Source organism: Neobacillus sp. CF12 (genome assembly GCF_030348765.1).
Taxonomy (GTDB): Bacteria; Bacillota; Bacilli; order Bacillales; family Cytobacillaceae; genus Neobacillus.
Genome location: NZ_JAUCEU010000007.1, coordinates 535,061 through 547,500, shown reverse-complemented (window position 1 = coordinate 547,500; position 12,440 = coordinate 535,061). Strand labels below are relative to the sequence as shown.

General features: G+C 39.0%; 8 protein-coding genes and 1 other annotated feature (1 of these 9 cut by a window edge). Of the genes, 5 read left to right on the top strand and 3 right to left on the bottom strand.

Features of this window, described 5'->3' with window-relative positions:
* Positions 1–1,093, top strand: the 3' portion of a protein-coding gene (locus QUG14_RS02820; protein WP_289339038.1) for a sensor domain-containing diguanylate cyclase. It extends 380 nt beyond the left edge of the window; the window shows 1,093 of its 1,473 coding nt (coding positions 381–1,473); its start codon lies beyond the left edge, outside the window; the stop codon is at positions 1,091–1,093.
* Positions 1,094–1,193: 100 nt separating this feature from the next.
* Positions 1,194–2,315 (top strand): NADH-dependent flavin oxidoreductase, encoded by a 1,122-nt coding sequence (locus tag QUG14_RS02815; RefSeq protein WP_289339037.1) that lies wholly within the window; start codon positions 1,194–1,196, stop codon positions 2,313–2,315.
* A gap of 40 nt (positions 2,316–2,355) precedes the next feature.
* Here QUG14_RS02815 and QUG14_RS02810 read toward each other — a convergent pair whose 3' ends face one another.
* Positions 2,356–2,709: a hypothetical protein gene (locus QUG14_RS02810; protein WP_289344056.1), complete on the bottom strand. Its 354-nt coding sequence runs from the start codon at positions 2,707–2,709 to the stop codon at positions 2,356–2,358.
* Between the two features lie 203 nt (positions 2,710–2,912).
* Between QUG14_RS02810 and QUG14_RS02805 the strand changes: the two genes are divergently transcribed.
* Positions 2,913–4,250, top strand: coding sequence for an MDR family MFS transporter (locus QUG14_RS02805; RefSeq protein WP_289339036.1), 1,338 nt, complete (start codon positions 2,913–2,915; stop codon positions 4,248–4,250).
* A 325-nt stretch (positions 4,251–4,575) separates the two neighbouring features.
* Here QUG14_RS02805 and QUG14_RS02800 read toward each other — a convergent pair whose 3' ends face one another.
* A complete protein-coding gene (locus tag QUG14_RS02800; protein ID WP_289339035.1) occupies positions 4,576–5,088 on the bottom strand; it encodes a gamma carbonic anhydrase family protein in 513 nt (170 codons plus the stop codon).
* Between the two features lie 460 nt (positions 5,089–5,548).
* Here QUG14_RS02800 and QUG14_RS02795 point away from each other — a divergent pair, with 460 nt between their 5' ends.
* On the top strand, positions 5,549–9,823 hold the full coding sequence (locus QUG14_RS02795; RefSeq protein ID WP_289339034.1) for a S8 family peptidase: 4,275 nt from the start codon (positions 5,549–5,551) through the stop codon (positions 9,821–9,823).
* Between the two features lie 163 nt (positions 9,824–9,986).
* Positions 9,987–10,236: a binding site (T-box leader), on the top strand.
* An 85-nt stretch (positions 10,237–10,321) separates the two neighbouring features.
* The gene (ilvA, locus tag QUG14_RS02790) at positions 10,322–11,593 is read left to right on the top strand and encodes a threonine ammonia-lyase IlvA (protein ID WP_289339033.1); all 1,272 of its coding nucleotides are present in this window, start codon (positions 10,322–10,324) and stop codon (positions 11,591–11,593) included.
* Between the two features lie 30 nt (positions 11,594–11,623).
* Here the strand turns inward: ilvA and QUG14_RS02785 are convergent, their stop codons facing one another.
* Complete coding sequence (locus QUG14_RS02785) at positions 11,624–12,346, bottom strand: toast rack family protein (protein ID WP_289339032.1); 723 nt, start codon at positions 12,344–12,346, stop codon at positions 11,624–11,626.
* Between the last annotated feature and the right edge of the window lie 94 nt (positions 12,347–12,440).

Sequence of the window (12,440 nt, the reverse complement as noted above, 5' to 3'; positions counted from 1 at the left end):
TGAAGGGAAAAGAAGCCTTGAACGTATTGAATTAAAAATTTATACACACCAATATAATATTTTGGATATTGAAATTGCTTCAGCGCCGTTTGTCTATAATGATAAGCCTGCTGTAGAAGTGTTTATGAGAGATGTTACGAAACGGAATAAATTAGAAGAAGCTTTAAGGAAAAATGAAGAACTCTATCGGTTTATTACTGTAAACACGACAGATCTTATTTCTTATCTTAATCCAAATGGACATTATGAATATTTATCACCATCTTGTGAGTGTTTGTTAGATTTTAACCAAGAGGAAATGCTTGGTCGTAATTTATTTGAATATCTGCATCCTGATGAAATAGAAAAGGTCAAGACATTACTAATAGAAGCAGATACCGAATTGGATTTTGCTTCCTTTTCTCATCGAATTAAGAAAAAAGATGGAACGTATATTTGGGTTGAAACCAATGCTCGAACCATTCGTAAGAATTCTCGAGATTTAGAAGGAATTGTAGCTGTTTCCCGAGATATTACCGAACGGATTGAAAGAGAGAAAAAACTTCATGAAACCAATGTTATGTTACGTTTTATTTCCAATATGGATGGTTTAACGGGTATACCCAATCGTCGTTATTTTGAAGAAAAGCTTCAAGAGGAATGGAATCGAACAAAGCGCAGCACTTTGCCTTTTTCAGCCATCATGATTGATATTGACTATTTTAAAAAATATAATGATTTTAATGGTCATCTGGCTGGTGACGATTGTTTAAGACAAATTGCCATTGCCTTAAAAGAAACGCTAAAACGGCCAGCGGATTTTGCAGCAAGATATGGTGGGGAAGAATTTGTAATCTTGCTGCCTGAAACAGATAAAAAGGGTGCAGCACATATTGCTGATTTACTCCAAGCAAATGTAAAAAAGCTGAACCTACCATACATTGCCACGAAAAAAGAACCAATCGTCAGCATAAGCCTAGGATGTGCAACACTTGTTCCAGATGAAAAGATGAGACCAGATGATTTAATCCAACTCGCTGACATCGAATTATACCAAGCAAAAAAAAGCAGACACAACCAATTTTTCCTTAATCAACTCTCCCACCTAGCATAATGAGCAAGGTGGGTTTTTTGAATAATTTACAAGTGTATTTTTGTTAAAGTAACTGAAAATATAAGAGGGTAAATAAACAATACAATGGGGGTACATAGCGGTGAATTCAAAATATGCACCATTATTTGAGACATTTAATTTTAAAAACGGGGTTCAATTGAAAAATCGAATCGTGATGGCACCAATGACCAATTGGTCTTCCAACCAAGATGGAACTGTTACGGATGCAGAGGTAAAGTATTATGCAAGACGTTCTGGCGGAGTTGGGTTGGTTATTACCGCATGCACCTATGTTACTGCGAACGGTAAGGGGTTTCATGGAGAATTTGGCGGAGATCGCGATGAATTGATACCTAGTTTACAAAAAATTGCAAAAGCTGTTAAAGAGCAAGGTGCAAAGGCAGTTTTACAAATTTTCCATGGTGGAAGGCAGGTCCCTCCCGAATTAATACCCAATGGAGATGTTGTTAGTGCCAGTAGTATCCCTGTAGAAGGTGATGGGAAGCCGGTTCCAAGGGAGTTAACTGATCAAGAAGTAACCTCAATTATCCGAGACTTTGGTGAAACGACAAGAAGAGCGATCGAAGCGGGTTATGATGGGGTAGAAATACATGGAGCAAATGGTTATTTAATTCAACAATTTTTCTCTCCTCATTCAAACCGTCGCGAAGATCGATGGGGAGGAAGTTTAGAGAAACGGCTAACCTTTCCGTTGGCTGTTGTCGATGAAGTTAAGAGAGTGGTAGTCGAAAATACAAAGGATCCCTTTATTATTGGGTATCGGTTTTCCCCGGAAGAGGCTGAAACTCCTGGGATTACGATGGCAGATACTCTGATTTTGATTGATGAACTAGCTAAAAAGGACCTGGATTACCTTCATGTTTCTTTGCAAGACTTTTGGTCAACTCCAAGAAGAGGTGTAGAAGATACTCGTTCACGTATAGAAATCATCCACGAACGAGTAGGAGAAATAGTGCCAGTGATTGGGGTAGGTTCCATTTATACTCCAGATGAAGCTTTAAAGGCTACCCAAACAGGAATTCCGCTGGTTGCCTTGGGTCGCGAACTTATTATTGATCCAGATTGGGTACAAAAGGTAGAAGAAGGTAAAGAGAATGAAATTGTAACTGAGATTAATAAAGACAATCAAGAAAAGCTTGTGATTCCAGATCCATTATGGCAGGCGATAACACATACACCTGGATGGTTTCCAGGTGTATAGTCCAAAAATAGGAGTTCATCTTCATTGACGAGATGAACTCTTACTGTTTATACTCTGCATTATATGAATTTTCACCTGAATGAACGGATAATAGAGTGTCAGCATATCCTACAAGCCGATTTACAATTTCGTCTGCAAGTGCATAAACAAGTTGGTGTTGGTTGCTTTTATGCAGAGCAGGATCATCAAAAATAATTGTTGTGTTGATAAAAATGTGCTTCGTGTCATAAAGATTGTAATGAATAATCGTTTTTCCCGCTGCACCACCAGTTACTGGGTCATTGAAACTAGGGAGAAATATATACCATTCTTCTGCTGTTGGTGAACGAAAGTTTTTTGTGAATTTCAAACCCATTATTTCAACATTTATTTGTTCTTTTACCTTTTCATCCATTACCTCAATTATGTTATCATCCAATTTTGTTCCTACCTTCCTATTCTACTTAAATCGGATAGTTTAGTATCCCCATTAATAAGAAATGTCTATCCATTAGCTGTGCAATAACACAAGTACATAAAATTGAGGTTTGCTATAATGAAGATGTAACTTTACTACTTCAAGTAATTTGTAATTATAGTCAACTCCAGGAGGCCACAATGAGCAAGAATAAGTATGTGTTTATAGGACTTGTGATTACGACACTCATTTCAGCTCTTGATACAAATATCATGCAAACAGCAAGTCCGACCATTGTTAATCAACTTGGAGGCTTGGAATTGTTCTCATGGATATTTGTTATTTACATGTTAGTAAGTACAATAACAGTTCCACTTTATGGAAAATTATCGGATATGTACGGTCGAAAAAAGCTATTAATCATCGCAGTCACTTTGTTTACGATTGGATCCATTCTTTGCGGTTTAGCAAATTCTATGGTAATGCTGATTATTTTCCGAGGTATACAAGGATTAGGGGCAGGGGGAATGATACCTCTCTCGATGATTATTGTAGGAGACTTGTTCACGATTGAAAAACGGGGGAAAATCCAAGCAGTCTTTAGCGGGATATGGGCCTTATCTTCAATCATTGGGCCAATATTAGGATCGTTTTTTGTGGAAACATTGACTTGGAGATGGATTTTCTTTATCAATATCCCAATTGGTATTGCGTCAGTGCTCTGTTTAATACCCTATAAAGAAGAAACAGTATACAAAAAGACACATATCGATTATAAAGGTTTCTTTCTTTTTGGCATTTCTATTACACTTTTATTGTTATCAACGAGTTTGAGCAATCCCACTTGGTATATTATCAGTGGTGTTATTGCTTTGATACTATTTGTTCTTGTTGAAAGGAAAGAACAACATCCCTTTTTACCTGTTTCCTTATTTAAAAACAAGGGATTACTATCGACGAATCTTTTCATGTTAGTTTACTGTCTATCTTTCTATGGAACATCGAACTTTATTCCATTGTATCTGCAGGAAGGCAGTCAAATGAGTATTTATAAGAGCGGATTGATTCTATTAAGTATTGCCATTGGCTGGATGTTTGGCAGTATCCCGGCAGGAAAATGGATTATCCGTTTTGGGTATAAAGTTTTATTTATCATCGGCAGTATAATAACAACACTTTCCGGCTTAATTCTCTATTTATTTATCCAGGATATAGCGTATATTGGTTTGTTTCTAATTTTAACTATGCAAGGTTTCTGCTTCGGTTTACTGTTTGCTCTTGGAACCATTGCTTCCCAAGAATTTGCTGAACCCAGTATAAAGGGAATGTCGACTTCACTTCAAATGTTTTTAAGAAATATTGGGACGTCGATTGGAGTTACAATCATGGGAGTGATTATTAATTATGGTGCTACCCTGGCGGTTGGGATGAAAAATGTCTTTTTTTATGCTCTTATTTTGAGTTTCCTAACTATTTTTCTTAGCTTTCGAATCCCTGAAAGAACTGCACAGCTGGGAGAGACTTCTATTACGAAGTAATGGTTACGTTGAATAAAAATACTTCACAGATAGATAATAGACTTAGTGTTATCCTATAACACTAATCTTCAATGTGGAGGGATATACTTTGAATATACTCTTTAGTATACTAAGAGCTTTAATGCTTATGGGGATTAGGTTAACCTATTTACTTCATAATGTTCAATGTAAATTGAATTATCTGTTAAGGAAGCCAGTTAGACTAAGCCCAGTGTATTCTTAAAGTATCGTTTCGCATTGTCGTAATAAAAGGTGAGCATAGCACTATGCTTGCCTTTTTATATGAAAAAAAGTCCAATCGAACTTGGACTTTTCAACAAAAACCTTACTTTAAAATTTCTTTGTAATCTTTGCCTTTTTGCACATAGTTATCGCTTGAATATTTGAGCATTTGGAGATCTTTTTCTGTTAATTCACGTATTACTTTCCCTGGAGACCCGAGAACGAGTGAACGGGGAGGGATTTTGATTCCACCAGCTAAAAGAGTATTTGCCCCGATGATACACTCTTCACCGACTTCGACACTGTCTAATAAGGTTGAACCCATTCCTATAATTGAACTTCTGCCAATCTTACATCCATGTAAAATAACATTATGTCCAATGGTAACATCGTCTCCAATCACTACAGGAGAACCTTCATACAGATGGATGGTGGAGTTATCTTGTATACTGCATCTTTTCCCAACACTGATTGGCCCATCATCTCCTCGCAGGACTGCATTAAACCAAACGGTTGATTCTTCTCCAATCGTAACATCACCAATTATGTACGCACCGGGTGCTACAAATACACTTTCATGAACTTTAGGCGTTATTCCATTATAAGGAATATTCATGTCTAAGCCTCTCCTTTATTTTCAGAATTGTTTTACAGTTTAGCTAGATTATACCACCATTAACTGGGAAACGAGAATTCTTTATCTTGAAAAATACTACTTTCCAACTGCACCTGTGAAGATGATACCGGCATCTAATATCCATACTACTAGGTATAAGTAATCATTTTATATAAATAGAGAAAATTACCCCTATAAAAAGACGGACTAAACAGTACATAAAGGTTCAGTCGCCACAGAAACCTAAACACTGTCGACTTAAATTTGGACTAATTTTCCATATTTCCCAATAAATACTAAATTCTCAATTTCTACCAACTGTTATTTTTTAGACGATGTTCGACACAAACCCCACCTTCTACACTGTATTTTTAAATTAGCACCAATGTTTATGACATAAAGTGTGCGATAGGAAGGAGGGCAGGAGTCTGGTCAACGAAAATACTTAGGGGGTAATGGGATGAGAAAAAAGAAACGTCGTTTTCTATCGGTGATGTGCACCGCCATGCTAGTTTTACCTATGCTCATACAGCCTCAAGTGAATGCAGCTGCTACAAAAGGCGTCAGTGTTTCAGCAAAAGACAGCCTTGCATCTCCAGCGCAAAAGATCTCGAACAGATTAGAGAAACAATTTGATGAGAAAGAAAAAGTAACATTTTTAATTAAAATGAAAGAACAGGTGGATACGGCCAGTGTAGCAAAAGAGGCCGACAAAAAAGCAAGCCTGAATAAAGCAACACCGGCAAAAGCCAAATCACTAAAACGTTCCACTATTGTTTCCGCGTTAAAAGCAACTGCACAGGAAACACAGTTTGAACTGTTACAATACCTGCAAAAGCAAGTAGAAGCAGGGGCTGCAAAAGACGTTCATTCCTATTATGTCGTGAACGGGATTGCGGTAACAGCTACAAAAGATGTTATGGAAAAAGTTGCTTCCTTTCAAGAAGTTGAAAAAATCCTGCCAAATGAAACAAGACAATTGTTTGTTCCTGAAAAATCGGCTGGTGCGGTAGCAGAACCACAAGCGGAAACAAATGCGATTGAATGGAATATTGATCGTGTTGGTGCCCCAGCAGTTTGGGAGATGGGAATTGATGGGAGTGGAATTACGGTTGCATCCATTGATACTGGAGTTCAGTGGAATCACCCTGCATTACAGTCAAAATATCGGGGATTTGATGAGGCAACAGGGCAAGCATCGCATGAAAACAACTGGTTTGACGCGGTACGCGGCCAAACCGTACCATATGATGACCAAGGACATGGTACTCATGTTACCGGGACGATGGTAGGCTCGGAGCCAGATGGTTCTAATGTCATTGGTGTTGCACCTGGTGCAAAATGGATAGCTGTTAAAGCTTTTACAGCCGCAGGTGGAACAGATGCTGATTTATTAGAAGCAGGTGAATGGATTTTAGCACCGAATGGAAATCCTGATTTGGCACCAGATGTAGTAAATAACTCATGGGGTGGAGGAGCTGGTTTAGATGAGTGGTATCGCCCTATGGTTCAAGCATGGAGAGCAGCTGAAATCTTCCCAGAATTCTCAGCTGGAAACACAACCTTAACTAACCCAGGCGGACCTGGTTCCGTTGCCAATCCTGCTAACTACCCTGAATCAGTCGCAACGGGTGCAACAGATATTAATAATTTACTAGGAAGCTTTTCATTACTAGGTCCATCTCCATATGAAGAGATTAAACCAGAGCTAACAGCACCAGGCGTTAACATTCGCTCTTCTGTACCAGGAAGCAGCTATGAAGGTGGATGGAATGGAACATCTATGGCTGGCCCACACGTAGCCGCAGCGATCGCCTTATTACTCCAAGCGAATTCAAGCTTAACAGTCGATGAATTAGAAGAAATTTTAGTAACAACTGCTGTTCCTTTAACCGACAATACGTATCCAGAATCTCCAAATAACGGTTATGGATCGGGTCTTTTAAATGTATATGACGCAGTATCCTCTGTCATTTCGGGCTTAGGAAAGCTGAAGGGGCAAGTAACAAAAGAAGGAAACGACAGTGAAGCTCCCGTGTTAGAACATTCCCAACCTGCCACGGTTTTTGCAGGAATGCCGCTAACGTTACAAGCTTCAGCTGCCGACAATATCAGTGTAACAAATGTGGAAGTTGTTTATCAATTAGAAGATGGCAGCTCGAATATGATTGCTGCAGAACGAATCAGCGGTGATTATAAAAATGGAATCTACCAAGCTGCTATTCCTGGAGAAGATATTACTGGTGAATCATTCTCCTATACTTTAAAAGTAACCGATTTCGGTGGAAATGAAACAATCAATGAATATTCTGTAACTGTACTCCCAGGAATTACGGTTGGATACGCTCACGATTTTGAAAGCATTCCAGATGGCTGGACTTCTTATGGTGCCGCTAATACATGGGAATGGGGCGCTCCGACAAGTGGACCTGGTGCAGCATTCTCAGGTGAAAAAGTTTATGGAACAAATTTAGACGGTACGTATGACAGCAGAGCCAATATGTCCCTGCAAATGCCGCCTATCGATTTGCCTGAAGGAAACAGTTACTTACAATTTAAACAATGGTACAATCTCGAAAGAAACTATGATTATGGTCATGTATATGTATCGACAGATAATGTAAACTGGGTTCAAAAGCTGCGGGTAAATAATCTTTCCAATGGCTGGGTAGATGGAGAAGTGGATCTAAGTGAATATGCCGGTCAACGAATCTATATTGCCTTTAATGTAACGACTGATGGCAGTGTAGTTAGAGATGGCTGGTATTTAGATGATGTTCGTCTTACTGATACTGGACTCACTGCACCACAACAACTTGGTGTAGTTGCTGATAAAGAAGATTCTTCTGAGAAGGACGGATTGAAAGAAAAAGTTGATCCTAATAAAATCACCATCAAATTGCCTGAAATTGCTAAAGAAGCTAGCAGTGAAAAGGCTGCTCCGGTTGTTTTGCCAATGCAGGCTCAGGTAACGGTTTTAGAATCAGGACGATCTGTTAAAACAAATCCTGCAAACGGATGCTTTGAAATGACACATGCTGCAGGTGAATTTACGATTGTGGCTGAAAGTTATGGTTTCCGATCAGAAACACAAACAGTGAACATCGAGCAGGATGGTGAAGTGACAGCTAACTTTACTTTAGAAGAACTTCCTAAAGGTACAGTAACCGGAACTGTCACTAATCAAGCTACAGGTGAGCCTGTTGCCGGGGCAACGGTCTACTTAATGGAAGATGCGAATGTTGCACCTGTAACAACAAATGCTAACGGACACTATTCATTAACAGGCTATGAAGGGGAATATACGTTAAAAATCATCGCCCCTCATTTCTATAGTCAAGAAGTGTCAGTTTCTCTCCAAGGAAATACTTCACAAAACTTTGAATTGAAGCCATTCATTGGATACCCAAGTGAAATTGGTTATGATGACGGCACAGCTGAAAATGCCAGAGCATTTTACGATGCTGGTAATGGCTGGGCTGTGAAAATGTCATTAGCACCAGGAAATGAAAAGGCACTCGTTTCCGGTGGATTATTCCGATTCTGGGATACACAATGGCCAGTTCCAGGAGGTACCGATTTCAAAGTGGCAGTTTATGATGCTACTGGTCCAGAAGGAGCACCAGGTAAAAAACTTGCGGGTCCAATTGATGCAACAGCATTAAGAAATGGACAATGGACACATGTTGATTTAAGCAGTCATGGAATAGTTGTTGAAGGAGATTTCTATCTCGTATACATTCAAGCAGGAATCAACACAGCCTCACCAGGACTTGCAACCGATGAAGATGGTGAAAATGCATTAAGAAGCTGGCAATTGGTTGGCGGTGCTTGGTCACCTTCCCCTGAAGAAGAAGGAAACTATATGATTCGCACAGTGGTTGATTATGAAGTCACAGCTCCTTCTATCACATCTCCTGTTAATGGTTCGTTTACAAACGTCGGTACCGTAACAGTTGAAGGAAAAGCTGCACCAACCACTACTGTTCATATTTACAATCACGAAGAAGAAATTGCAACTGTTGAAGCTTCGGATAATGGGACATATGCGGTTGAAGTATCCCTTCACGAAGGAGAAAACAGTTTAACCGCCAAGGCATCAACTGTACAGGGTATTACCGAGCCATCAGCACCTGCAGCTGTAGTTTATGACCCGAATGCTCCAGCGTTAGCCATTACTAGCCCTATTAATGGCGGAAAAATAAATAAAGAAACTGTTACGGTAACAGGTACAGTAGTTGATGATTATTTGAACACTGTGACCGTTAATGGAACAAAAGCAAAAGTAGAAAATGGCACCTACAGTGCAAGAGTTTTACTAGATGAAGGAACAAACACCATTACAGTTACAGCACAAGATCAAGCAGGTAATCGTACAGAACAAACCGTACAAGTTGCTGTGGATTATACAGCACCAGTGATCTCAGATGTAAAACCAGCAGAAGATAAGACGTTGAAAAAAGGTGAAAGTGTAAAAGTTGAGTTTACTAGTGAACCAGACTTAAAAACAACTTTTGCGATTCATATGCCTTTAACGAATCTTAACTCTGTCCAAAATGCAACAGAGCTGCCACTAATGGAGGTTTCACCGGGTTACTATGTAGGCTACTACACAGCTACAAAAGACATGGTAGCTGATGGAGCGGTTATTGAAGTCAAAGCGGTAGATTCTTTCGGTAATGAGACAAGAGAATTAGCAAATGGTAAATTGTTTATCAATGTTAAGAAGAAATGAAAGTAATAAGCTAGGGAAGAGGAGCAGTCTACCAATTTAGTTTGGTAGTTGCTCTTTTTTTCTTCTTTTTTCAATGAAAGCGCTTTAAAATAAACAAAATAATTAAAATAGTCAAATAATATTGACTCTGCCGCTTTACAGTGATAATCTTTAAATAATTTAAAATGAATCAATGACGAGAAGAGTAGGATTTGCTCCTTGTCCTAAGAGAGTCGACATTTGCTGGGAGTCGATGGCAGGGCATATTTGAAGATCATCTCAGAGATGTGTAGCTGAAAGCTTGAAAGTAAGCTATACCGGTATAGTCCGCCGTTACATGGAACACGTATAATAGTATACGTTGATCGAGAGCCGTAGCATGGTGTTTTTGCTGCGGAAGTAGGGTGGTATCGCGAGTTAAACTCGTCCCTATACAAGGGGCGGGTTTTTTGTTGTTTACAAAAATAATGAGTGCCTTTGAAAATGGCAAATTTTAAAATGAAAGAGGAGGAAAGTGAAATGAATCAACAAGTTGATCAAAAAGAAAAAGCCTTTCAAGTAGAGGATATTATTATTGCAAGCCACACCATTAAGGATGTGATTTCGCCAACTCCTCTGCAATATAATCATTTATTGTCTGAGAGATATGGTTGTCATATTTACTTAAAGCGTGAGGACATGCAAAGTGTTCGTTCCTTTAAGATTCGCGGAGCTTATAATCGAATTAAAAAACTAACTGAAGAAGAATTACAAAATGGAATTATCTGTGCTAGTGCCGGCAATCACGCTCAAGGAGTGGCATATTCCTGCAATCACTTGAAAATCAACGGAAAAGTCTTTATGCCGAGTACTACTCCAAAACAAAAGGTTAATCAAGTAAAATTTTGGGGTAAGGAACATGTGGAAATTGTTTTAGTAGGGGATACCTTTGACGACGCATATGAAAAGGCAAGGGAATGTAGTTTAGTAGAAAATAGAACCTTTATCCACCCGTTCGATGATCCAGATGTGATTGCGGGTCAAGGAACAGTGGCAGTTGAACTGTTGAATGATTGTCAGGAAAAGATTGATTACCTCTTTGGGGCTATTGGAGGAGGGGGGCTCCTTTCTGGAGTCGGTACTTATATGAAACACTTCTCACCAGAGACCAAATTAATTGGAGTAGAACCGCAGGGAGCTGCAGGAATGAAGGAGTCCATTTTCAATGGAGAGGTAACCTCCCTGAAAGAAATTGATCCGTTTGTAGATGGAGCAGCAGTTAAGACCGTGGGCTCCATGACTTTTGAGATTTGTAAAGAAGTAGTTGATGACATTGTAGTCGTACCCGAAGGAAAGGTCTGCACTACACTGTTATCTCTCTATAACGAAAATGCAATTGTTGTTGAACCTACAGGTGCACTTTCCATTGCGGCATTAGATCAATTTACCGAGGAAATTAAAGGTAAAACAGTTGTTTGTATCGTCAGTGGCGGGAATAATGATATCGGCCGGATGCAAGAAATTAAAGAGCGTTCGAAACTCTATGAAGGTCTGCAGCATTACTTTATCGTCCAATTCCCACAACGTCCAGGTGCTTTACGTGAATTTTTAGATGATGTTTTAGGGCCAAATGATGATATCAGCCATTTTGAATACACCAAAAAGAATAACCGTGAAACCGGTCCAGCTCTAGTAGGAATTGAGTTGAAATCTAGAGATGATTATTTCCCATTGCTGGAGCGAATTAAGGCAAAAGGGTTTGATTTTAGAGAAATCAATAAAGACAGCACCTTGTTCCAAATGCTTGTATAAAAAAATAGAGCCCATATCAGGGCTCTATTTCTATTTTAATTTAAATATCGACTCTCCCACACCTAAATCTGTTTTGAGGTTAATAATTACATCTGCATCTTCGTAGGCTTCGTTGACGTAAATTCCATCCCCAGTGGAGATAAAACCAACAAAATCCGCTGTCCCAATTCCTTTTGATGATTCAATTTTGACACCTACATCTTCTGGAAGAATAATCGTAGATTGGCCAACACCTAATGCTAAGACTGCGTCAAAACTCTTTTTCCACTTGCCACTTAGGTCAATCGTGATATCGCCGACACCAGCATTTACGTCAAGTTCTTTAAGGTTTAAACCCTTTAAATCTAAATTTGTGTCAGAAGCACCTGAATTAACAACTAAATTTAGAGGAATTTCATCTGATAGAGCTAGATTCCACTCGTTTTTCAGTTCACCGAAATTTATTTTATCCAGTAGTCCTTTATTCTCTTGGTCAATAACTGCAATTCCTTTATCACCTTTAAGTTTATATGAGACTTCAGGTTTTAGTTTGTCTTGATTGTAATTGATAGAACCCTCAACCCATTCATCTGCACCTTTTTCAACATTGAGCTCTCCGGCACCAAGGGTCAGTTCCAGATGCAATTCTTTTGCCTTATCTTTCTCAATTGTAACATTTCCATTTTCTTCACTTCCATTCGCAAACACTCCACATCCAGTCACTGCTACCATCAACGACATTCCCAATACTCCAGTAAAAAATACTTTTTTCATTATTTTCTCCTCCCAGTTTCTTAAACTACCATCATTGTACGAAAACCAATCATGATGAGAAAACGGCTCTAGGTGGAATCTTTTGTCAGACCTG

Bases quoted from the DNA above. Each gene is read 5' to 3' on its own strand.
- ilvA (WP_289339033.1), top strand. From the start codon at position 10,322: ATGAATCAACAAGTTGATCAAAAAGAAAAAGCCTTTCAAGTAGAGGAT.
- QUG14_RS02795 (WP_289339034.1), top strand. From the start codon at position 5,549: ATGAGAAAAAAGAAACGTCGTTTTCTATCGGTGATGTGCACCGCCATG.
- QUG14_RS02805 (WP_289339036.1), top strand. From the start codon at position 2,913: ATGAGCAAGAATAAGTATGTGTTTATAGGACTTGTGATTACGACACTC.
- QUG14_RS02800 (WP_289339035.1), bottom strand. From the start codon at position 5,088: ATGAATATTCCTTATAATGGAATAACGCCTAAAGTTCATGAAAGTGTA.
- QUG14_RS02785 (WP_289339032.1), bottom strand. From the start codon at position 12,346: ATGAAAAAAGTATTTTTTACTGGAGTATTGGGAATGTCGTTGATGGTA.
- QUG14_RS02810 (WP_289344056.1), bottom strand. From the start codon at position 2,709: ATGGATGAAAAGGTAAAAGAACAAATAAATGTTGAAATAATGGGTTTG.